We start from the raw sequence: 24,608 nt of genomic DNA, 5'->3' as shown, positions 1-24,608 counted from the left end.
TGATCTCGATCGTCCAGGCGGTTCGCGGGAACAGGGGTGGCAGGGAACGTTCCCTATGATAACGTCACCATGATGCAGCGGGACGTGGCAAGGATTCAGGGGAATGCCTCCCGGCTTTTCCAGTTTTTGGAACTCTCTGTCTTTCTGTAATTCAAAATGAAAAATTATTTCGATTTTGGGAGAGATAATAAACTTATTGTGATTTAAATTTATCACGCTTAGTTATCCGCGCGGTTTGGAAAGCACAAATCGAGGGGGCCTGCCTGATGGATTGCGTGAACCTGTTTTGCCTCCCCGACCAGGCAACGGACATCTGGTTGAGATGAGGTCACTCCTTTGTCGGAGTCGCGGAGTTGCCGATGATGCTTTGCAGCTCCCGGGGCTCGGCAGAGCCCATCCCGGATCGCCCGCGACGCCGATATGTTGCCATGCCCGGTGAAGGCGATCTCATGCTCTTCGTGAGAGCAGAGTCCTATCGCGAGGCCGGATGACCGCGCCGCACGCAGGACGACGCTGCAGACATTGAGACATGCAAGAGAGTTCTGCCTGGGGATCCATCCTGTGCGCTGGCCCGGACGAGCATTGCCGGCGGTTGTGCCAGCCGCTTCTCGATTCCGCGCTGGAGCCGCTGGGAAGCCAGTCCGGGGCCGCCAATGTGCTGTTCGGCTTCGTCGGCCGGCACCGGGCCATCCAGATCCGCTCGGGTCCCGGCATCATCCGCCGGCCGGCCGGGGGCTTCTCCCGCCTCGGCGACCACTATCTGGTCCTGGTGCCCTGGAGCGCCTGCCTGCTGATCAGCGGGGGGCAGAGCTGCGCCCTCGCGCCCGGCATGGTCGCCGCAATCGACGGTGACCGGGGCTTCGAGCTGCAGCTGGTCGACGACGGCGGCGAGGGCCATACGGTCGACTGGCTGCACATCGCGGCGCCCAGCCTGCCGGAGCTGCGCCGGATGACCGGCTGCATCGCCATGACCAGCGTCATGCTGGCGCGCTACGTTTCCAGCCACGCCAGGCTGATCGTCAAAGGGGTGGGGGCGGACGAGCCGCTGGCGGCGCGCATGCCGATCTTCGACTACATCCGCAGGGCGATCAGGGACTATGTGCAGCAGGCCGATGCGGCCGAGCCCGAGGGCGCGCGGTCGCTCGACCGGATCCAGTCCTTCATCGAGAGCCATGTCAGGCATCCGCAGCTGGGGGCCGATCTGATCGCCCGGGAATTCGGCATCTCCAAGCGCAAGCTGTACGCCGTCGTCGGCGAGAGCGGCGCCTCGCTGCACGACATGATCATGGCAGCGCGGCTGGAGGCGGCGCATCGGGTGATCGAGGCCGGCGGACAGAAGATGGCGAGCCTGATCCGCGACCACGGCTTCACCAACGCCTCGACCTTCTACCGCAACTACAAGCGCCGCTTCGGCCGGACGCCGCGGGCCGGATAGGCCGGCCGGGCGGTGGCTCCCGGACCTAGGTGGACTTTGCCGGCGCGCTCCTCGGGGCGTCGGTGCTGGCCCGCAGGAGCAACTGGCTCGACAGCGTCGTCTTCAGCGGCGGCGCGGCGCTGGCGTCCTCCAGAAGCTGCAGCATGATTTCCGCGGCGCGGGACCCGAGATCCTGGGTCGGCTGCGCCAGCGTGGTCAGGGGCGGATCGCAGAACGCGCCGACCGCGGCTCCGTCGAAGCCGAGGACCGAGACGTCGCCGGGCACCGCGACGCCGTGCGACCGGACAATGCCGATGAAAGAGATCGCGCCGTCGTCGGCCCAGCAGACGATGGCGGTGGGACGCCGCTTCATCGCCAGATAGGACTGCGCCGCCTCGACGCCGGCCCGCAGGCCGTCGTTGAACCCGAGACGCCCGCCATGGCGGATGACGGCCCGCTCGGGCAGGCCTGCCGCCGCCAGGGCGTCGAGCAGCCCGGAAAATCGCTCGGCCTCGTGATAGCCGCCGGCCGGGTCGGCGACATAGAGGAACGTCCGGTGGCCCAGGGCGATCAGGTGAAGCACGGCGTCGCGCATCGCGCCGCGATCGTTGGTGATGACGCTCGGGATGCCGGCCGTGCTGCGGTCGATCAGCAGCGACACCACCGGGACATCCGCATCGGCGAGCGACCGGCACCCGTAGGACGGCAGGGCCGCGGCTCCGAACACGACCACGCCGCGGACGGAGCCGCCGAAGGCCTGGCCGAGGATGTGCCGCTCGGCGGCCGGGGAGTTGCGGTTGCAGAACAGGAGATCGAAGCCGTGTTCCGAGAGGGTGGCGGAGAGGCTCTGCACCACCGCGGGAATGATCTGGGCGACGCCGAAGATGGTGCTCGGGCCCGGCAGGGTGGCCATGATGTTGGTGGATTTGCCGGCGCGCAGGCTTCGTGCCGCGGGGTTCGGGATATAACCCAGCTGTTCCGCCGCGGCGGCGACGCGCCGCCGGGTCTCTTCGTTGACCCGGCCGGGAACGGTGAGAGCGCGGCTGACGGTCGAGGTGGCGACGCCCGCCAGTCGCGCGACATCGCTCATCAGCGGCCCCGAACTCCGGCCGTCCTTGGGTCGCCTTGGCATGCCGTCCGTGCTCCTCTGCCCCCTCTCGTCGATGAAAGAATTGTTGCAAATGTGGCGGGCTGGCCGGGGGCGTCCGGGATCTCAGCGGGCCGGAAGAAAAATCTTGCAAACAATCCGACAATCACTATGGTCGGCAAACGATTGCCAGGCATCGGTCGGAACGGATGGAGGGGTTCGTTCCGTAATGCAGGGCCAACCAGACCCCAGGCAGGCGAATGCTGTCTGCCCAGGGGGCGATTTCCCCCACCCACTTTCACCGACCGACCGATGCGCCGGATAGCGTCCCACGCCGCCCCCACGCAAGGCAACTCCGTCTCGGGATCGATCCTCTTCGCTGATGCGGAGGCGTTCGCCCGGCAGGTCTGCGACTCCGTGCTCGGCGCGACCTTCACGCCGGACGGCGTGGATTTCCGCGCCGCGATCCGGTTCAACCTCGTCGGCTGCAGCGGGGCGGCCCATCTGCGCATCACCCCCGGGGTGCTCACGCGCCTCGGCCGGCCCTGCGACGGTCCCTGCGGCGGGCCGCATTTCCTGGTTTTGGTCCTGCGCGAGAACGGCCACCTGACGGTGGGGGAGAGCGGGCGGCCGCTGTCGCCGAATTCGGTGGTCGTGGTCAGCGGCGATCTGGGGTTCAGCCTGGCGCTGTCGGCCGGGACGGCGGGCGCCTGTGAGCTGGATGTGCTCCAGGTCGCCGGGGCCGAGCCGCCGGCCCTGGCCAAGGCGTCCGGCGTCGTGGTGGCGACCAGCGCCGCGCTGGCGGACTACATCCTCGGCCTGGCCGATCTGGTTCAGCCGGAAGGCGGGGAGATCGGGCCGTGCCAGCGGGACATCCCGATCTTCGACTATATCGGGGCCGCGATCCGCGACTATCTGGCAGGGGGCGAGGGCGAGGACGCCTCGCGCCCCGACCACGGCCTGTATCAGCGGATCAAGGGCTTCATCGCCCAGAACGTGAAGAACCCGGCCCTCGGCGCCGACCTTCTAGCCCGCACCTTCGCGATATCGAAGCGCAAGCTCTACAGCATCTTCTACGACAACCGCGCCTCGCTGCACGAGACGGTGATGACGGCGCGGCTCGAAGCCGCTCGGCGCGAGATCGAGGCGGGCGGGCAGAAGGTTGCGAGCGTGATTCTGGACCACGGCTTCTCCAACCCCTCGACCTTCTATCGCAACTACAAGCGCCATTTCGGCCGCGTGCCGCGCGCCTAGCCCCCGCATTCGGGCCAGACCGGTCGACAAGTTCCGTCGCCTCGAAACCAAGTTTGTTCAAGAGAATGACTCGCAATCATTCTCTGCCGGCCCGAATTCGATTTGTCATCTAAAATACAGTTTACAGTTTAGTAATATTTTATGCCCAAAATCTGCCGCCTCGCTGCGCAGAATGCGCTGATTGCCACAATAATTGCTCGATTTAGGAGATCGGTCTGCACCAAACGGCGCTGCGGGTGATGCAGCATTAAGGAATATGCAAATTACCTTCACCGATATGCAGATGGTCTGGGCAACGATCGACAATCGCGGGGCAATCATTTCGGCGTCCCAGGAATGGACAGCCGCTGGTGCGGGCCGTGGAGACGCCGGCCCCTCGCCAGCCGGGCAGATCGGCGCCGGGCCGTCTCGGCTCGTCATGCGGGAAGGCGGAATGAACCGATCGGATGCCCGGCCTTTTGCGGACGGTGCGGCGGCCGGCGCCCTGACCGGCCTCGCCCCCGTGATCCCGGGCGGATCTGTGGCAGGGATGTCGTATCCGTTGCCGGGCCCGCCGCCGGAATGGCGGGGCGAAGACCCTCATCTCCAACCGGCGGCCGGGCCGTCGGTGCGCGCCGGATGGCAGGGCCGGGTCCAGCTCGACCATTATCGCGACGTGCTGGCGTGGGAGCCGTTCCCGTCGGCGCCGCGTGATTTCGGCGACAGGCGGCCGTCGGCCCCACGCGGCGTCTCGACCCTGGCCTATGCGCCGGAGCAGCAGTTCGAGGCCTGGCGCGCGCATCACGCTCCGCTGATGGATGTCGGCCTGCCGCCCGGCGTGACGCCCGCGCACGGCTTCGTCGCCGAGTTCATGACCTGCGGCCTGGGCGGCCTGTGGCTGGCCTATGGCCATGCCGATGCCCATTCCTTCGGTCATGCCCTCGGCCAGGCGGGGGGCCGGCGCACGCCGATCGGCTGCTGGCGCCTGATGCTGCTGACGGTCGGGGAGATCTGGGTCGAGACCCCCGACGGCCAGGTCCATATCCGGCCGGGCGATCTGTTCCTGCTGTCGCTGGACGAGCCGTTCCGGGGCCACGCGACCCACCATGGCGGTCTGTCCCTGACCCTGCCGCGCGACCTGTTCGTGGCCGCCGCGGCGAATTTCGACGCCGCGGCGGGCGCCATCCTGACCGGGTCGCTCTCGGGACTCCTGGTCGATTATCTGCGCAGCCTCGAGGCGCGGCTGATCGGCATGTCGCCGGAGGAGCTGGCGCTGGCGGGGCGGGCCACGGCCGATATGCTGGCGGCCTGCGTCGGGCCGTCCCGCGACCGGCAGGAGCAGGCGCGCAGCGCCATCGCCTCGATCCTGTTCGACCGCGCCCGCTCGCACATCCAGGCGCATTTCGGCGACCCCGAGCTGACGCCGGAGCGCGTGGCCCAGGACCTGCGTGTCTCGCGCTCGAACCTGTACCGGGTGTTCGAGCAGTCCGGCGGGGTGTCGCGCTACATCCAGCAATGCCGCCTGTTCGCCGCCCATGCCGCCCTGACCCAGGAGAGCGGGCGGCGGATCCAGGACATCGCCTACAGCTGCGGCTTCAAGCTGGCCTCGGACTTCACCCGGGCGTTCCGGCGCGAATTCGGCTACAGCCCGCGCGAGGCCCGCGACGCTTGGCGCAAGACCGCGGGATCGGCCGCCGAGGCCGATGATCCGCGGTTCGGCCTGACCCCGATGCCGGCGGAGTGAGCCGGCAACCGCCGCGGCACACCAGCGGTGGGCATATGAGCGTATTGCCTCTCCCGTTTGCGGGAGAGGTCGGACATCCGAAGGATGTCCGGGTGAGGGGATAGCGGCCTCGCCGAAAGCACAGCTCTGCCAAGAGCGAGCGCGTGATCCCCCATCCTGAAACGCTGATCCTGGTGTCGCGGCCGAGCCGCCCTCACCCGGTCTCGCTGTGCGAGCCCGACCTCTCCCGCAAGCGGGAGAGGCAATTTGATAGCGCTCGGAGGACACGCCCGCCTCGCCCGGATTTCCCTCAAATTGCAGGGGCTTGTTGCGGTCGGGACACAGGGACGGCGCCGAAGCCACGAATGGGACGCCATGCCAATTATTGGGACGCCCAGCGGAGTGACGGCATCGGAGCCGTGAGGAATTCTTGGCCCGTTCGGTTGTCGGACAAGATCGAAGCAACAAGGCCGTCCAGAGAGCGCCGATCGGCAAAGAGAGACTGGGCTTTTACTTCGATTGTCTTCGGTCCGGCGACCAGGAAGGACGCCGGTCCTGACCAATCCTGTGCGGTTGGTGTGGATCGGTGCTGCGGCCGGCCTGTGCCGGCAGGTCATGCGGGGGAGGGGTGGGATGAATCGATCGGATGATCGGTCCCTGGATATCGAAGCGGCGGAGCCGAACGGGCCCGCCGGCGATGCGTTTTCCGACGGGCCGGACGGCCGGCCGCCGGATCCGCAGCCCAAACCTGATTCCCTCATCCATCAGCTGCCGGGCGTACCGGCGGCGCACGAGTTTCAGACTGGCATTTCAGCGGGGAGTGACATCATGAGCGACACCCAGATCAAGCACAGCGTCCGGCGTCATTCCTCCCATTTCGCCAGCAACTGGGTCGCCGGTGCCGACCAGCCCAGCAAGTCCCTGCGGCGGCGCCTGATGGCGGCGCTGCGCCTGGCGCATCGCGCGCTCGGCATGAAGCGGGACCGGCTGGGTCTCGGGGCCCTCGGCACCGGCGGCGCCGTCGGCGGCGCCACCCTCGCGGTCGACGGCGCCGCGGCGGCGCCGGCCACCCTGTTCGGGGTGCTGCGCCGGGCCAGGGGGCTCTACGCCGCCGTTTCGCTGGCGACGCTGGTGGCGCAGCTGCCGACCCAGGCCTTCGCGCAGGCCATCTTCGGCCCCGGCAGCAGCGGCAGCGGCGGCAACCCGACCGCCATCGGCAACAACGCCGTGGCGACCGGCAACAACTCCACGGCGCTGGGCACCGCCACCCGCGCCACCGGCGATGGTACGATCGCGATCGGCTATTCGAATCTCGCCAATGGCCTCAACGCGATCGGTATCGGCGTCTTTTCGAACGCGACCGGCGTCAACGCCCTCGCCCTGGGCGGAAACGCCCAAGCCATCGCGGACGGAGCCTCCGCCTTCGGCGTGAACTCCATAGCCAGCGGCGTCAGTTCAATCGGCCTTGGCAACAATGCCATCGCCTCCGGGGGGAATGGGACGGCGTTGGGCGTCAGTTCGCGCGCCACCGGCGGCAATTCGATCGCCGCAGGCGCCAGCGCCAGGGCGACCGCCGCCAGCGCATCGGCCTTCGGCCCAGGGGCATTCGCCAGCGGCAACAACTCCACGGCGCTGGGATTCAACACGCAATCGGCCGGCGATAGTTCCGTCGGCCTCGGTGCTGCGGCCAATGCCGCAGGCGTGCGTTCCATTGCCATGGGCACAACGGCCAATGCGGTCGGCATTCAGGCGATGGCGCTGGGATATCGTGCACAATCGACCGCCGAAAATTCCGTCGCGGTCGGGTCTGCGGCCACCGCCAGCGGCCTTGCGTCGGTGGCCATGGGGCTGTCGGCCACCGCGACCAACAACAGCTCGATTGCGATCGGCTGGCAGTCGGTTTCGACCGCCGTGAACTCGATCTATCTCGGCGCGCGCACCGTCGCGGGGACCGGGGCGACGGCGGAGAGCGCCATCGGCATCGGCACCGATGTGACGGCCTCTGCGGTGGACGCGCTGGCCATGGGCCGCCAATCGGCCGCGACCGCTGCTCGCGCAATGGCATTTGGGGTGAACTCCAGCGCCGCGGGCCAGGGCGCCGTCGCGGTCGGCCCCACCGCCAATGCGGCCGGCAACTTCTCGCTGGCCACGGGCAACGGGGCTGTGTCGAGCGGAGTCGGCTCGGTCGCGTCGGGGTCGGGGGCCCAGGGCACGGGCGTTTCCTCCACCGCGGTCGGCAACAACGCCGCCGCGCTTGCCGACAACGCGACCGCGTCCGGGGCAGGCGCCGTGGCGGGCGGTCTGAACGCCGCGGCCGTGGGCGCTTTCGCCAATGCCTCGGGTGCGAGCTCGACGGCCGCGGGCGTCAACGCGAGCGCCAGCGGTGCTGGTTCGCTCGCCGCGGGCACCGGCGCGGCCGCGAGGGGCGTCAATACGGTCGCGGCTGGCGCTGCGTCCAATGCCGCGGCAGCCGGCGCCATAGCCGTGGGCTCCTTCGCCAATGCCACGGGAGGGAATTCCACGGCGATCGGTGCCGGCTCCACGACGGGGGCGAGCAATGCCTTCGCCGGGGGACGTCTGGCCAATGCCGCAGGCCTGGATTCCATCGCCATCGGCACCACGGCCAACGCCACGGCCGCGAGCGCCACGGCGATCGGCGACGCCTCGCAGGCACTGGCCGCCTCGAGCGTGGCGCTGGGCGACACCAACACCGTGGCGGCGGCGGCCGGCCCCGGCTCGGTCGCGATCGGCCACAACTCGACGGTGAACGGCGGCACCGGCGCGGTGGCGATCGGCGAAGGCCAGGTCGTCACCGGCAACGGCGCGGTCGCGATCGGCGACCCGAACACCGTCAGCGGCACCGGTGCCGTGGGTATGGGCGCGAACAATGCGGCGACCGGCGACGGCGCCGTTGCGCTCGGCAACACCAACATCGCCAACGGGCTCAGCGCCGTGGCGCTGGGCAACGCCGCCAACGCCACCGGTACCAGCACCATCGCCTTGGGCAACGCGTCGGCGGCCGGCGCGAACAACGCGATCGCGCTCGGCAACGGCGCCACGGCCGGCCAGGCTGGTTCGGTGGCACTGGGCTCGGGCTCGGTGACGGCGGCGGCGGTCGGCACCGCCAGCACGGTCATCGGCGGCACCACCTACAATTTCGCCGGCACGACGCCGGGCAGCACGGTCAGCGTCGGCGCCCCGGGCGCCGAGCGCACCATCACCAATGTCGCGGCCGGCCGGATCTCCGCGACCTCGACCGACGCCATCAACGGCAGCCAGCTCTTCGCCTCCAACCAGGCGATCCAGGGCGTCGTGGCCGGTGCGGCCGTGCACTATTACAGCGTGAACGACGGCGGCACCCAGAAGGCGAACTACGGCAACGGCGGTGCCACCGGCATCAACTCGATGGCGGCCGGCGTGGCGGCGACCGCATCGGGCACGAACGCGTCGGCGGTCGGCTTCCAGTCCAATGCCAGCGGGAACCAGGCCGTTGCGTTCGGTGACTCGACGAATGCCTCGGCCAGCCAGTCGATCGCGATCGGCGCGACAGCCGCGGCGGGGGGAGCGAGCGGCTCGACCGCCGTCGGCGCCGGCGCTAATGCCAGCGCCACCAACAGCCTGGCGCTCGGCGTCTTCTCCAACGCGGGCGCCCAACTCGCCACGGCGGTCGGCCCCGGCGCGCAGGCCACGGACGCGAACGCCGCGGCGATCGGCCCGAACTCGCATGCGACGGCGCAAGCGGCCTCGGCGCTGGGCTTCCAGGCCAACGCAACGGGTCTCAATTCGACGGCGGTTGGCGCCGGATCGGTTGCGTCCGGCTCGGCGTCGGGCGCTCTCGGGGTCAGCGCCAACGCCAGTGGCGCCAGTTCCCTGGCCCTCGGCGGCGGCGCCATCGCCTCACAGGATTTCACGACGGCCGTCGGCCGCGCCGCCCAGGCGACCGCGGCGAACGCCACCGCCGTGGGCATTCTTGCCAATGCCGCCGGCGCCGGTTCATTCGCGGGTGGCCTGCAGTCCAATGCCGCCGGGCTGTTTTCGACCGCACTCGGGAATGCGTCCGTCGCCGCGTCCGATGGCGCCACAGCCCTGGGGAACCAGACCAACGCGACCGGCGTCAACTCCACCGCGGTGGGAAATGCCGCGGTCACCAACGGGGATGGCAGCGCGGCCTTCGGGGCGGGGGCGAACGCGACCGGCCTCCGCGCCACGGCCTTGGGCCGCCAGGCTCAGGCCAACGGTGACAATGCGGCCGCCATCGGCAACAGCTCGCAGGCGCTGGCAGCCTCGACCGTGGCGCTGGGCGACACCAACACCGTGGCGGCGGCGGCCGGCCCCGGCTCGGTGGCGATCGGCCACAACTCGACGGTGAACGGCGGCACCGGCGCGGTGGCGATCGGTGAGGGCCAGGTCGTCAGCGGCGACGGCGCGGTGGCGATCGGTGACCCGAACTCGGTGACCGGCACCGGCGCCGTCGGCCTGGGCGCCAACAACACGGTCAACGGCACCGGCGCGGTCGGTCTCGGCAGCGGCAACACCGCGACCGGCCAGGGCTCGGTCGCGCTCGGCAATGCCAGCAGCGCCGCGGGCGCCGGCTCGCTCGCCTTCGGCGACGCGGCTTCGGCGGTCAATGCCAAGGATGTGGCGCTGGGCTCGGGCTCGGTGACCGCGGCGGTGGTCAACACGCCCAGCACGGTGATCGGCGGCACCACCTACAATTTCGCCGGCACGGGGGCGACCAGCACGGTCAGCGTCGGCGCCGCCGGGGCCGAGCGTACCATCACCAATGTCGCGGCCGGCCGGATCGCGCTCGACTCGACCGACGCCATCAACGGCAGCCAGCTCTTCGCCACCAACCAGGCGATCTCGGCCATCGCCGCCAGCACGCCGCTGCACTATTACAGCGTGAACGACGGCGGGGTGCAGAAGCCGAACTACACCAACAACGGCGCGACCGGGCTCGATTCCATCGCGGCCGGCCCCGGGGCTTCGGCCACCGGAGCCTATTCGACCGCGGTCGGCACGACCACGAAGGCGACCGGCGACTGGGCGACGGCCCTCGGCCAGAACGCCAATGCGGCGGTCCAGCAGGCCACGGCCCTCGGCGCCGGCAGCCTCGCCACCGCCCAGTTCGCGACCGCGACCGGCTTCCAGGCCATCGCGACCGGGGTGGCGTCCACGGCGACCGGCCTGCACGCCAACGCCTCGGCCCAGAACGCGATCGCGATGGGCAACGCGGCCACCGCATCGGCGGCGGACAGCATCGCCGTAGGCACCAGCGCCATTGCCACGGGGCCGTCGGGCGGCGCGATCGCGGTCGGCCTGAACGCCAACGCCACCGGGTCGTTCACGACCGCGATCGGCACGGGCGCGAAGGCCAATGGCGATTGGGCCACGGCCTTCGGCCAGAATGCCAATGCGGCGGCCCAACAGGCCCAGGCCCTCGGCGCGGGAAGTGTCGCCTCGGGCCAGTTCGCACTCGCGACCGGCTTCCAAGCCTCTGCATCGGGGCTGGCCTCCACGGCGGTCGGCCTGCACGCCAACGCGTCGGCGGAGAATGCGATCGCGGTCGGCAACGCGGCCACCGCCACTACGGCAAACGCCACGGCGGTCGGCGCCTCCGCCACGGTCTCGGCCGTGAACGGCACCGCGCTCGGCAGCGGCGCCGTCGCCGCGGGAACCAATGGCGGCGCGACCGCGGTCGGCACCAACGCCAATGCCGCCGGCGAGTTCTCGGTGGCGGCCGGCATCAACGCCAATGCGGGCGACCACGCCTCCATCGCGATCGGCACCGGCACCAACGCGTCCGGGGCCCGCGCCATCGCCATCGGCGACACCGTCCAGTCCACCGGCGCCGGCTCGATCGCGATCGGCGCCAACGGCACCGCACAGGCCAATGCGACGGCGGACGACGCCATCGCCCTGGGCGGGGCCAGCGCCGCGTCGGCGGCGCAATCGCTGGCGCTGGGCGCCGGCGCCACGGCCGGCCAGGCGGGCGCGGTGGCGCTGGGCTCGGGCTCGGTGACGGCGGCCGCGGTCGGCACCGCCAGCACGGTGATCGGCGGCACCACCTACAACTTCGCCGGGACCACGCCGGGCAGCACGGTCAGCGTCGGCGCCCCGGGTGCCGAGCGCACCATCACCAACGTCGCGGCCGGGCGGATCGACGCCACCTCGACGGATGCCATCAACGGCAGCCAGCTCTTCGCCACCAACCAGGCGCTGGAATCCAGCATTGCGGGCGCGGCTGTCCATTACTACAGCGTGAACGACGGCGGCACACACGGCGCGAACTACGGCAATGACGGCGCCACCGGCGCCAATTCGATGGCGGCCGGCATCGCGGCCACCGCATCCGGCGATCAGGCCGTGGCGCAGGGCTATCAGGCGAACGCGTCGGGCGGCGATGCCATTGCGCTCGGCACCGGCGCCAACGCTTCGGCCGTCAGCAGCACCGCGATCGGCGTCAACGCCTCGGCATCGGGGGTCAGCGGCTCCACGGCGGTGGGTGCCTTCGCCAATGCCAGCGCCACCAACAGCCTGGCGCTCGGCGAGTTCGCCGGCGCGTCCGGGGAGTTCGCCACGGCTGTCGGTCCCGGTGCCAACGCCACCACCGCGAGCGCCACGGCCATCGGCAACGGGGCGCTGGCGACCGGCGGCAGCAGCATCGCGGTCGGCCGGATCAGTCAGGCGAGCGGCCTCAACGCCCTGGCCATGGGCGTCGGAACCAACGCAAGCGCCGACTCCGCCATTGCCCTGGGCAATGCGAGCGCCGCTTCCGGCACCTTGTCGGTGGCGATCGGCGCATTGGCCAATGCGTCGGCAGACAGCGCCATCGCCATGGGCAATGCCGCCAGTGCGACCGCGAGTTCCGCGATCGCTCTGGGCACCAACGCCAACGCCTCGAACTCCTGGGCGACCGCGATCGGCACCAATGCGATCGCGAGTGAAGAGACCGCTATCTCGATCGGCACCAACACCCAGGCTCTTGCCCGCTCGACCGTGGCCTTGGGCGAAGCCAGCACGGTGGCGGCCGGGGCCGGCCCGGGCTCGGTCGCGATCGGCACCAGCTCGCAGGTGCTGGGCGGCACCGGGGCGGTGGCGATCGGCCAGGGCCAGGTGGTGAACGGCGACGGCGCGGTCGCGATCGGCGATCCGAACTCGGTGACCGGCACCGGCGCCGTCGGCATGGGCGCCAACAACACGGTCAACGGCACCGGCGCGCTGGCGCTGGGCAACACCAACACCGCGACGGGCCAGGGCTCGGTCGCGCTCGGCAACGCCAGCAGCGCCACCGGGGCGGGCTCGCTCGCCTTCGGCGACGCGGCCTCGGCGACCAACGCCAAGGACGTGGCGCTGGGCTCCGGCTCGGTGACGGCGGCTGCGGTCGGCACGGCCAGCACCACGATCGGCGGCACCACCTTCAACTTCGCCGGCGCCGCCCCGACCAGCACCGTCAGCGTCGGCAGCGCCGGCAACGAGCGCACCATCACCAATGTCGCGGCGGGCCGGATCGCGATCGACTCGACCGACGCCATCAACGGCAGCCAGCTCTACGCCACCAACCAGGCGGTCGAGGCGATCGCCGCCAGCAACCCCGTCCACTACTACAGCGTCAACGACGGCGGCGCGCACGGGCCGAACTACATCAATGACGGCGCCACCGGCGCCAATGCGATGGCGGCCGGGATCGCGGCCACGGCATCGGGCGCGGGGTCGGTCGCGGTCGGCTATCAGGCCAACGCGTCGGGCGGGACCACGATCGCGGTCGGCAATGGGGCAAAGGCCATCAGCGGTGGCGGAGGCGGAGCCATGGCCCTGGGGTCTCTCGCCCAGGCCGTCGTCACGGGCGGCGACGGTTCGCCGATCGCCATCGGCATCGCGTCCACTGCGAGCGGTGCTGCCGGCACGGCGCTTCCAGGCGGCTTCACCTCTTTCGAGGCGGTGGCGCTGGGGAACTCCGCGAAGGCGACCGGGCAGGGCGGCTCGGCCCTCGGCCCCAACGCCGCTGCGACCGGCACCTGGTCCACCGCCGTCGGCCTGAACAGCACGGCGTCGGCGGATCGCACCACGGCCATGGGCGTTCTCGCCAACGCGACGGCGGCGAACGCGACGGCGGTCGGCGTCCTGGCCACGGCGAGTGCGGAAAGCGCCGTCGCCCTGGGCCTCAACTCCAATGCGTCGAACAGCTGGGCGGTCGCGATCGGCACCAATACCGTCGCGAGCGGCGCCACCGCCGTGGCGATCGGCACCAACAGCAACGCCCTTGCCGACTCGACCACGGCACTCGGCTTCAACAACACGGTCGCGGCCGCGGCCGGTCCGGGCTCGGTGGCGATCGGCGCCAACTCGACGGTGAACGGCGGCACCGGTGCCGTGGCGATCGGCCAAGGTCAGGTGGTGAACGGCGACGGCGCGGTTGCGATCGGCGATCCGAACACCGTCACCGGCACCGGCGCCGTGGGCATGGGCGCCAACAATACCGCCACCGGCACCGGCGCGCTGGCGCTGGGCAACACCAACACCGCCACGGGCCAGGGTTCAGTGGCGCTTGGTAACGCCAGCAGCGCGGCTGGGGCGGGCTCGCTCGCCTTCGGCGACGCGGCCTCGGCGACCAATGCCGACGACGTGGCGCTGGGCTCGGGCTCGGTGACGGCGGCGGCGGTCGGCACGGCCAGCACCACCATTGCCGGGACGACCTACACCTTCGCCGGAACGGCGCCGACCAGCACGGTCAGCGTCGGCGCGCCGGGGGCGGAGCGGACCATCACCAACGTCGCGGCCGGCCGGATCGCGGCCGACTCGACCGATGCCATCAACGGCTCGCAGCTCTTCGCCACCAACACGGCGGTCGACGACGTCGCCAGCCAGATCACCGACGTCACCGGCAAGCTGACGCACTATTACAGCGTCAACGACGGCGGCACGGCGGGCGGAAACTTCAACAATGACGGCGCGACCAGCGCGGGCGCCCTGGCGGCCGGCATCGGCGCCGTGGCCTCGGGCGGCCCGTCGACGGCGGTCGGCAACAACGCCGCCGCGACGGGCGGGACCACCGTCGCCCTCGGCAGCGGGGCGACGGCCACCGGCGGCGGCAGCGGCGCGGGCATGGCCCTGGGAACCGGGGCCAAGGCCATCGTGACGGCCGGCGACGGCTCTCCGATCGCCATCGGCCCGGGCGCGACTGCGAGCGGCGCCGCCGGCACGGTGCTTCCGGGCGGGTTCACCTCCTTCGAGGCGACCGCGATCGGCGGTTCCGCGACGGCCACGGGGGCCGGCGGCACGGCGCTCGGCGGCAACAGCAGCGCGACCGCGACCTGGTCGACGGCCGTCGGCCTGGCCTCCAGCGCGACGGCAGACCACGCCACGGCGGTCGGCGTCCTCGCCAACGCCTCGGCGGCGGATGCGCTCGCCCTGGGCAACGGCGCCACGGCCGGCGATGCCGGCGCAGTGGCGCTGGGCACAGGCTCGGTGACGGCGGCGGCGGTCGGCACGGCCAGCACCACCATTGCCGGGACGACCTACACCTTCGCCGGAACGGCGCCGGCCAGCACGGTCAGCATCGGCGCGGCAGGGGCCGAGCGGACCATCACCAACGTCGCGGCCGGCCGGATCGCGGCCGACTCGACCGATGCCATCAACGGCTCGCAGCTCTTCGCCACCAACACGGCGGTCGACGACGTCGCCAGCCAGATCACCGACGTCACCGGCAAGCTGACGCACTACTACAGCGTCAACGACGGCGGCACGGCCGGCGCGAACTATAACAATGACGGCGCCACCGGCCTCAATTCGCTGGCGGCGGGCATCGGCGCCTCGGCCACGGCGGCGAACGCCACTGCGGTCGGCGTCCTGGCCACGGCGAGTGCGGAAAGCGCCGTCGCCCTGGGCCTCAACTCCAATGCGTCGAACAGCTGGGCGGTCGCGGTCGGCACCAATACCGTCGCGAGCGGCGCCACCGCCGTGGCGATCGGCACCAACAGCAACGCCCTTGCCGACTCGACCACGGCACTCGGCTTCAACAACACGGTCGCGGCCGCGGCCGGCCCGGGCTCGGTGGCGATCGGCGCCAGCTCGCAGGTGCTGGGCGGCGCCGGGGCGGTGGCGATCGGCCAGGGCCAGGTGGTGAACGGCGACGGCGCGGTTGCGATCGGCGATCCGAACACCGTCACCGGCACCGGCGCCGTCGGCCTGGGCGCCAACAACACGGTCAACGGCACCGGCGCGCTGGCGCTGGGCAGCGGCAACACCGCGACGGGCCAGGGCTCGGTCGCGCTCGGCAACGCCAGCAGCGCGGCGGGCGCGGGCTCGCTCGCCTTCGGCGACGCGGCCTCGGCCATCAATGCCAAGGACGTGGCGCTGGGCTCCGGCTCGGTGACGGCGGCTGCGATCGGCACCGCCAGCACCACGATCGGCGGCACCACCTACAACTTCGCCGGCACGACGCCGACCAGCACGGTCAGCGTCGGCAGCGCCGGCAATGAGCGGACCATCACCAATGTCGCGGCCGGGCGGATCGCGATCGACTCGACCGACGCCATCAACGGCAGCCAGCTCTACGCCACCAACCAGGCGGTCGAGGCGATCGCCGCCAGCAACCCCGTCCACTACTACAGCGTGAACGACGGCGGCACGCCCGGCGCGAACTACATCAACGACGGCGCGACCGGCGCCAATGCGATGGCCGCCGGCATCGCGGCCACCGCGAGCGGAGGCCAGGCGGTCGCCATCGGGTACCAGTCCAATGCGAGCGGCCTGGAGAGCACGGCGCTGGGCTATCTGAGCCAGGCGACGGGCGTCAACGCGACTGCACTCGGCAACCAGATCACGGCCGAGGCTGACGGCAGCGTCGCGATCGGAGCGAACACCGGGCTTGCCGTCGACGCGGCGTCGACCAACGGCGTTGCGATCGGCTGGGGGGCGAAGGTCGCCAACGCTCCGTCTGCCATTGCCCTGGGCGACACGGCGAGCGCCGGGACTGCCGACGCAATCGCGCTCGGCCATGGCGCGACTGCGGGGGCGAATGCGGGCGACGTTGCGCTCGGTTCCGGCAGCATCACCACGGCGGCGGTCGGCACGGCCAGCACCACCATCGCCGGGACGACGTACAATTTCGCCGGCACGGCGCCGACCAGCACGGTCAGCGTCGGCGCGCCGGGGGCGGAGCGGACGATCACCAACGTCGCGGCCGGGCGGATCGCCATCGACTCCACCGATGCGGTGAATGGCAGCCAGCTCTTCGCCACCAACACCTCGGTGGACACGCTGAACACCAAGGTCGACAACATCAGCAACGGCGGCGGCATCAAGTACTTCCACGCCACCTCGACCCTGGCGGACAGCCAGGCGACGGGGACGGACAGCACCGCCGCCGGTCCTGAGGCCGTGGCCTCGGTGACGGACGGCGTGGCGGTCGGCCACGGCGCCACCGCCGGCGCCAATGCGGGCGACGTGGCACTGGGTTCGGGCTCGACGACGGCGGCTGTGGTCGGCACGGCGAGCACCACCATCGCCGGCACCACCTACGCCTTCGCCGGCACGGCGCCGACCAGCACGGTCAGCGTTGGTGCGCCGGGGGCTGAGCGGACCATCACCAATGTCGCGGCCGGCCGGATCGCGGGCGACTCCACCGATGCGGTGAACGGCAGCCAGCTCTTCGCCACCAACACGGCGGTGGACAGCGTCGCCAGCGAAGTCACGACCATCACCGGCAAGCTGACGCACTACTACAGCGTCAACGACGGCGGCACGGTGGGGGCGAACTACGACAATGACGGCGCCACCGGCACCAATTCGCTGGCGGCCGGCGTCGCAGCCAGCGCCACGGCGGCGGACGCGGTCGCCCTGGGCAACGGCGCGACGGCCGGCGATGCCGGCGCGGTGGCGCTGGGCTCCGGCAGCACGACCGCGGCTGCGGTTGGCACGGCCAGCACGACGATCGCCGGCACCACCTACAACTTCGCCGGAACCACGCCGGCCAGCACGGTCAGCGTCGGCGCACCGGGGGCCGAGCGGACCATCACCAATGTGGCGGCGGGGCGGATCGCGGCGACCTCGACCGATGCGGTGAACGGCTCGCAGCTCTTCGCCACCAACACCTCGGTCGACACGGTGAACACCAAGGTCGACAACATCAGCAACGGCGGCGGCATCAAGTACTTCCACGCCACCTCGACCCTGGCCGACAGCCAGGCGACGGGCACCGACAGCACCGCCGCCGGTCCTGAGGCCGTGGCCTCGGTGACGGACGGCGTGGCGGTCGGCCACGGCGCCACCGCCGGTGCCAATGCGGGTGACGTCGCCCTCGGCTCGGGCTCGACCACCGCGGCTGCGGTCGGCACGGCCAGCATCACCATCGCCGGCACGACCTACGCCTTCGCCGGCACGGCGCCGACCAGCACGGTCAGCGTCGGCGCGCCGGGGGCGGAGCGGACGATCACCAACGTCGCGGCCGGGCGGATCGCGGCGACCTCGACCGATGCGGTCAACGGGTCGCAGCTCTTCGCCACCAACACCTCGGTCGACACGGTGAACACCAAGGTCGACAACATCACCAACGGGGGCGGCATCAAGTACTTCCACGCCACCTCGACCCTGGCCGACAGCCAGGCGACGGGCACCGACAGCACCGCTGCCGGTCCGGAGGCGGTGGCCTCGGTGACGGACGGCGTCGCGGTCGGCCACGGTGCGACGGCCGGGGTGAATGCCGGCGACGTAGCGCTGGGTTCGGGCTCGACGACGGCGGCCGTGGTCGGCACGACCGGCACCACCATCGCCGGCACCACCTACGCCTTCGCCGGCACGGCGCCGACCAGCACGGTCAGCGTCGGCGCGCCGGGGGCGGAGCGCACCATCACCAATGTCGCGGCCGGCCGGATCGCGGGCGACTCCACCGACGCGGTGAACGGCAGCCAGCTTTTCGCCACCAACACGGCGGTGGACAGCGTCGCCAGCGAGGTCACGACCATCACCGGCAAGCTGACGCACTACTACAGCGTCAACGACGGCGGCACGGTGGGGGCGAACTACGACAATGACGGCGCCACCGGCACCAACGCGCTGGCGGCCGGCGTCGCAGCCAGCGCCACGGCAACGGACGCGGTCGCCCTGGGCAACGGCGCCACGGCCGGTGATGCCGGCGCGGTGGCCCTGGGCTCGGGTTCGGTGACGGCGGCGGCGGTCGGGACGGCGAACACCACCATCGCCGGCACGACCTACACCTTCGCCGGCACCACGCCGACCAGCACGGTCAGCGTCGGCGCGCCGGGCGCTGAACGGACCATCACCAACGTCGCGGCGGGGCGGCTCTCCGCCACTTCCACCGATGCGGTGAACGGCAGCCAGCTCTTCGCCACCAACACGGCGGTCGACGACGTCGCCAGCCAGATCACCGACGTCACCGGCAAGCTGACGCATTACTACAGCGTCAACGACGGTGGCACGGCGGGCGCCAACTACGACAACGACGGTGCCACCGGCACCAATTCGCTGGCAGCCGGCGTGGCAGCCAGCGCCACGGGGGCGCGGTCGACGGCCATCGGCTACCAGGCCAGCGCGTCAGGCGGCGCCGCGGTCGCGATCGGTCCGGGCGCCACCGTCACCGGCGCTTCCTCGGTCGCGCTCGGCGACGATGTCAAAACGGCCGGTGATATTGCGGTTGCGATCGGCTACTCCTCTCAGGCGTTGGGGGCGGCGACCGTGGCGATCGGCGCTTTCAACACCGTGGCGGCGGGGGCCGGTAGCGGCGCGGTTGCGATCGGCAACAACTTGCAGGTGCAGGGCGGCATCGGCGCGGTGGCGATGGGCGAGAGCCAGGTCGTCGACGGTGTCGGCGCGGTCGCGCTCGGCAACTTGAATTCGGTGACCGGCACCGGTGCGGTGGGCATGGGCTCCAACAACACCGTCAACGGCCCCGGCGCGCTGGCGCTCGGCAGCGGCAATAATGTGTGGGGCCAGGGTTCAGTCGCGCTCGGCAACGCCAGCAGCGCCACCGAGGCGGGCTCGCTCGCCTTCGGCGACGCGGCTTCGGCCACGAATGCCGGCGACGTGGCCCTGGGTTCCGGCTCGGTGACCGCGGCTGCGGTGGGCACCGCCAGCGCGACGATCGCCGGCGGCACCTACAACTTCGCCGGCACCTCGCCGGCCAGCACGGTCAGCGTCGGCAGCGCCGGCGTCGAGCGCACCATCACCAATGTCGCGGCGGGGCGGCTCTCGGCGACCTCGACCGACGCGGTGAACGGCAGCCAGCTCTTCGCCTCCAACCAGGCGATCGACAACGTCGCGAGCCAGATCACGGATGTGGACGGCAAGCTGACGCACTACTACAGCGTCAACGACGGCGGCACCCAGGGCGCGAACTACGACAACCGGGGCGCCACCGGCACCAACTCGCTGGCCGCCGGTGTCGGCGCCAGCGCGACGGCGGCGAACGCCACCGCGGTCGGCAACGGCTCGCAGGCGCTGGCCGCCTCGACCGTGGCGCTCGGCGACACCACCACGGTGGCGGCCGCGGCCGGCACGGGCTCGGTGGCGATCGGCCACAACTCCCAGGTGCTGGGCGGCACCGGCGCGGTGGCGATCGGTGAAGGCCAGACGGTGAGCGGCGACGGCGCGGTGGCGATCGGCGATCCGAACATCGTCAGCGGCACCGGCGCCGTCGGCCTGGGCGCCAACAACACGGCGGACGGCACCGGCGCATTGGCCATCGGCAGCGCCAACATCGCGACGGGCCAGGGCTCGGTTGCGCTCGGCAATGCCAGCAGCGCCGCCGGGGCGGGCTCGCTCGCCTTCGGCGACGCGGCTTCGGCCGGCAACGCCGGCGACGTGGCGCTGGGCTCCGGCTCGGTGACCGCGGCGGCGGTCGGTACGGCCGGCACGACGATCGCCGGCACGAACTACAGCTTCGCGGGCACGGCGCCGACCAGCACGGTCAGCGTCGGCGCGCCGGGCGCCGAGCGCACCATCACCAATGTCGCGGCCGGGCGCCTCTCGGGTACCTCCACCGATGCGGTGAACGGCTCCCAGCTCTTCGCCACCAACCAGGCGGTCGAGAGCGTGGCGACCGCAGCCAATGCCGGCTGGAACCTGAGCGCGGATGGCGGGGCGACCAGCCAGAACATCGCGCCGGGCGGCACTGCGAGCTTCGCGGCGGGCAGCAACACCACGGTCAGCCGCACCGGCTCGACCATCACCTACGGCGTGGTGGCCGACCCGAGCTTCAACTCGGTGACGGTGGGCGGCACCTCGATCACCACCGACGGGCTGACCATCGCCGGTGGCCCGAGCATCACCACGGCCGGGATCAATGCCGGCGGCAAGACCATCACCAATGTGGCGCCGGGCGTGGGCGGCACCGACGCGGTGAACGTCAACCAGCTCAACGAAATCGGCGACGTCGCCAATGCCGGCTGGAACCTGCAGGCGAACGGCGACACCGCGACCAAGGTGGCGCCGGGCGGCACGGTGCAGTTCCTGAACGGCCAGAACATCGCGGTCACCCGGACCGGCACGGACATCACCGTGGCGACCACGCCGGCCCTGACCGCGGACAGCCTGACCCTGACCAGCGGCCAGGTCTTCGACGCCTCCGGCCTCAACATGAACGGCACGAAGATCACCGGGCTGGCGCCGGGCGAGGTGTCCTCCACCTCCACCGAGGGCATCAACGGCTCGCAACTCCACGGCGTGGCCCAGAGCATCGTCACCCATCTCGGCGGCGACTCGACGGTCAACCCGGACGGCACCATCACCGGCCCGACCTACAACATCCAGGGCAACAACTACACCACGGTGACCGACGCCTTCGATGCGGTGGACGGCAACCTGACGACCATCAACAACCAGCTGACCAACATCAACAACGGCGCCGGCATCAAGTACTTCCACGCCAACTCGACCCTGGCCGACAGCCAGGCGGTCGGCACGGACAGCGTGGCGGTCGGGCCCGAGGCGGTTGCCTCGACCCAGGACGGCATCGCCATCGGCCATGGCGCCGTGGCCGGGGCCAATGCCGGCGACGTGGCGCTGGGCTCCGGCTCGACGACCGCGGCGGTGGTGGCCACCGCGGGCACCACGATCGCCGGCAAGGACTACAGCTTCGCCGGGGCGACCCCGACCAGCACGGTCAGCGTCGGCGCGCCGGGGGCGGAGCGGACCATCACCAACGTCGCGGCGGGCCGCCTCTCGGCCACCTCGACCGACGCGGTGAACGGCAGCCAGCTCTTCGCCACCAACTCGGCGATTAATGTTCTGGGCACCCAGGTCGGCAACGGCGGCATCGGTCCGGTCCAGTACAGCAATGCCGGTACGCCGACGACCCCGAACGGCGGCACGCCGACGTTCGACCTGACCCTGGTGGGCAAGGACTCCGGGCCGGTCAGGCTGCACAATATGGACAAGGGCGTGGTGTCCTCGACCTCGACCGACGCCATCAACGGCTCGCAGCTCTTCGGCACGGCGCAGAGCATCACCAACGTGCTCGGCGGCACTTCGACGGTGAACCCGGACGGCACCATCACCGGGCCCACCTTCGTCGTCCAGGGCGGCAGCTACACCACCGTCTACGACGCCATCGGGGCGGTGGACAGCACTCTGACCAACATCAACAACGGCGGCGGCATCAAGTACTTCCACGCCAACTCGACCCTGGCCGACAGCCAGGCTATCGGGACGGACAGCGTGGCGGTCGGGCCGGCAGCCGTGGCCTCGACCCAGAACAGCGTGGCCATGGGCAACGGGGCGCAGGCGAGCGCGAATGCCGGCGACGTGGCGCTGGGCGCGGGCTCGAAGACCGCGGCTGCGGTCGGTACCTCCAGCGCCTCGTTCAACAACTTCACGCTCGACAACTTCGCCGGGGCCAACCCGACGAGCACGGTGAGCGTGGGCGATGTCGGCGCCGAGCGCACCATCACCAACGTGGCGGCGGGGCGGATCACAGCGACCTCGACCGACGCGATCAACGGCTCGCAGATGTTCGCGCTGGCGTCGGTGGTCGACAACTCGATCAACGGCGGTGGCGGCATCAAGTACTTCCACACCAACTCGACCCTGGCGGACTCCTCGGCCACCGGCACCAACAGCACGGCCATCGGCCCGGCCTCGACCGCCAGCGCCGCCAATGCGATCTCGATGGGCAACGGCGCCAGCGCGTCCGCCAACAACGCGATCGCGATCGGCGCCGGGGCGCAGGCGACCAAGGCCAACTCGCTGGCCCTGGGCGCAGGCTCCAAGACCCTGGCCAACCTCTCCGACGCGGCCTACACGCCGGTGGTGGGCGCTACCACCGCCGGGGTGGCGACCGGCGAGGTCTCGGTCGGCTCGTCGGGGGCGGAACGCCGCGTCACCAACGTCGCCGCCGGCTCGGCCCCGACCGATGCAGCCAATGTGAGCCAGCTGCAGGCCCTGTCGAGCCTGTCGGTGAAGTACGACACCGACAGCTCCGGCAACATCGGCAACCGGATCACGCTGCAGGGCGGGGACAAGAGCGCGCCGGTCGTCATCGGCAATGTCGCGCCGGGCGTGGCCGGCACGGATGCGGTCAATGTCGACCAGCTGAACGGCGCCTTCGACTCTCTCAACGGCAAGATCAAGCAGGCGCGGCGCGAGGCCTGGCAGGGGGCGGCGATCGGCATCGCGGCATCGTCGCTGCAGTTCGATCCCCGTCCGGGCAAGATCAGCGCCGCGATGGGCGGCGGCATGTGGCACGAGCAGGGGGCCCTGGCCCTCGGCCTCGGCTACACCGCCGAGTCCGGCCGGGTCCGCTTGAACGCCCGGGCCGTCACCAGCGGCGACGACTGGGGTGGCGGCATCGGCGTCTCCTTCACCTTCAACTGAGGGCGAGGCCGATGCGGCTGGCAGGGCTCCTGTTTGCGGCGCTGGCGGTGGCGGCGACGTCCGGGACGGCTTTCGCGGTGGGCTGGGTGCAGTTGCCCGGCGGCTACGCGGTGAAGCCCTCGGAGGTTGCCATCCCCGACGGCGAGGAGCTCGGCCAGTACCGGCGGGTGGTCCAGCCGTTCAAGAACTGGACCCTGATCTGCGACGAGAGCCTGAAGTCGAAACGCCGGGTCTGCAACCTGACCCAGTCGATCGTCGACCAGCGCGGGGCGCCCGTCTTCAACTGGTCCTTCGTGGCCACGGCGGACGGGCAGCCCCTGGTGGTGATGCGGGTTCCGGCCGCGGTCGGCCTCGGGCAGCAGATCGGGCTGGCGCTGGGCGACAAGCCGGACCGGATCGTCGCCCAGACCGACCGCTGCGACGGGGCGTTCTGCACCGCTACGATCGCGATCGGCCGGATGCTGCGGCGGCACATCCAGGCCGGCACCGACTGCACTGTCTCCTACACGATTCCGGATGCGGGCGAGGTGTCGTTCCAAGCTCCCCTCGAAGGCCTGTTCACCGCCCTCTCGGCGATGAAATGACCCTTTCGAACTGGTTCTTTTAAAGAGAAGGATGAATACGATGCGACTGACCAAGACTCTGCTTCTGGGGACCGTCTCGGTCGCGCTCATTGCCGGCGCGGTCGTCGCGTTCGATCTGATCGGCTTTGCCCAGCTGCCGGCCCAGGCGGCGGATGCGCGGAAGCCGGCGGTAGAGGCGCCGAAGGCGCAGGAGCAGGCGGCCCAGAACAAGCAGCCCGCCGCGGCACAGCCGGCGGCACCGCAGCCGGCTGCGGCCACCACCGCAACCGGCACCGTCTTCGACGAGCACGTCAAGCAGGCCAAGATAGGCGCCTGCGGCAACGTCTTCTCCGCGCTCGGCCGCGGTGTCGCCGCCGATGCGAGCTACGCCGCGCAGACCCAGTGGGACACCAAGGCGGTGGATGCGCATGCGGTCGAATCGATCGTCGCGCTCAGCGCCGGTCCGTCGACGCAGGGAATGCCCGCAGCCGGCGTCGTTTTCACGGCTCCGGTCGGGCGCTCCTGCGAAGGCACCCTGGTCCGGGTGACGCCGGTCAAGGCCAGCTGCCAGGCCGTCGCGACCCAGCTCGTCGGCCAGGAAAAGGGCCAGGCCGGCATGCTCGGCGACCTGCCGCTGGTGTCCCTGCCCAACGGGGCGAGGGTCGTGCTCATGTCGATCGACGGCAACTGCGTGGCGATGACGAGCCTGCGCGCCGTCGGCTGATGGAACGCCGCCCGCGGCAGCGGCGGCCGGGATTG

7 protein-coding genes are annotated in these 24,608 nt (G+C 71.1%); 6 read left to right on the top strand and 1 reads right to left on the bottom strand.

Going from position 1 to position 24,608, the window contains the following annotated elements; all coding sequences use genetic code 11:
* The first annotated feature begins 529 nt into the window (after positions 1–529).
* Complete coding sequence (locus QFZ27_RS30445; RefSeq protein WP_429230196.1) at positions 530–1,435, top strand: helix-turn-helix domain-containing protein; 906 nt, start codon at positions 530–532, stop codon at positions 1,433–1,435.
* 25 nt (positions 1,436–1,460) lie between these two features.
* On the opposite strand, the gene QFZ27_RS30440 is transcribed toward QFZ27_RS30445, so the two are convergent.
* Positions 1,461–2,504 (bottom strand): LacI family DNA-binding transcriptional regulator, encoded by a 1,044-nt coding sequence (locus QFZ27_RS30440; RefSeq protein WP_429230195.1) that lies wholly within the window; start codon positions 2,502–2,504, stop codon positions 1,461–1,463.
* Between the two features lie 309 nt (positions 2,505–2,813).
* On the opposite strand from QFZ27_RS30440, the gene QFZ27_RS30435 reads away from it, so the two are divergent.
* From QFZ27_RS30435 to QFZ27_RS30415, 5 genes are all read left to right on the top strand, one after another.
* Complete coding sequence (locus QFZ27_RS30435) at positions 2,814–3,755, top strand: helix-turn-helix domain-containing protein (protein ID WP_429230194.1); 942 nt, start codon at positions 2,814–2,816, stop codon at positions 3,753–3,755.
* A gap of 607 nt (positions 3,756–4,362) precedes the next feature.
* Positions 4,363–5,478, top strand: coding sequence for an AraC family transcriptional regulator (locus QFZ27_RS30430; RefSeq protein WP_429230193.1), 1,116 nt, complete (start codon positions 4,363–4,365; stop codon positions 5,476–5,478).
* Positions 5,479–6,285: 807 nt separating this feature from the next.
* Positions 6,286–23,286 carry a hypothetical protein gene (locus QFZ27_RS30425; RefSeq protein ID WP_429230192.1) on the top strand — a complete coding sequence of 5,667 codons (17,001 nt, stop codon included), beginning with the start codon at positions 6,286–6,288 and terminating at the stop codon, positions 23,284–23,286.
* 11 nt (positions 23,287–23,297) lie between these two features.
* Entirely contained in the window at positions 23,298–23,870 is a 573-nt protein-coding gene (locus tag QFZ27_RS30420; protein ID WP_429230191.1) for an invasion associated locus B family protein, read from the top strand.
* 40 nt (positions 23,871–23,910) lie between these two features.
* On the top strand, positions 23,911–24,573 hold the full coding sequence (locus tag QFZ27_RS30415; protein WP_429230190.1) for a hypothetical protein: 663 nt from the start codon (positions 23,911–23,913) through the stop codon (positions 24,571–24,573).
* Positions 24,574–24,608 lie beyond the last annotated feature (35 nt).

The sequence above is a fragment of the Inquilinus ginsengisoli genome, from assembly GCF_050434925.1.
GTDB classification, from domain to species: domain Bacteria; phylum Pseudomonadota; class Alphaproteobacteria; order DSM-16000; family Inquilinaceae; genus Inquilinus; species Inquilinus ginsengisoli_B.
Note: the sequence above shows the minus strand (reverse complement) of the source record. Positions and strands in the feature narration are given on the sequence as shown.

What these genes read in the sequence shown, in the direction of transcription:
- QFZ27_RS30445 (WP_429230196.1), top strand. Translation starts at nt 530, where the DNA reads ATGCAAGAGAGTTCTGCCTGGGGATCCATCCTGTGCGCTGGCCCGGAC.
- QFZ27_RS30440 (WP_429230195.1), bottom strand. Translation starts at nt 2,504, where the DNA reads ATGAGCGATGTCGCGCGACTGGCGGGCGTCGCCACCTCGACCGTCAGC.
- QFZ27_RS30435 (WP_429230194.1), top strand. Translation starts at nt 2,814, where the DNA reads ATGCGCCGGATAGCGTCCCACGCCGCCCCCACGCAAGGCAACTCCGTC.
- QFZ27_RS30425 (WP_429230192.1), top strand. Translation starts at nt 6,286, where the DNA reads ATGAGCGACACCCAGATCAAGCACAGCGTCCGGCGTCATTCCTCCCAT.
- QFZ27_RS30420 (WP_429230191.1), top strand. Translation starts at nt 23,298, where the DNA reads ATGCGGCTGGCAGGGCTCCTGTTTGCGGCGCTGGCGGTGGCGGCGACG.
- QFZ27_RS30415 (WP_429230190.1), top strand. Translation starts at nt 23,911, where the DNA reads ATGCGACTGACCAAGACTCTGCTTCTGGGGACCGTCTCGGTCGCGCTC.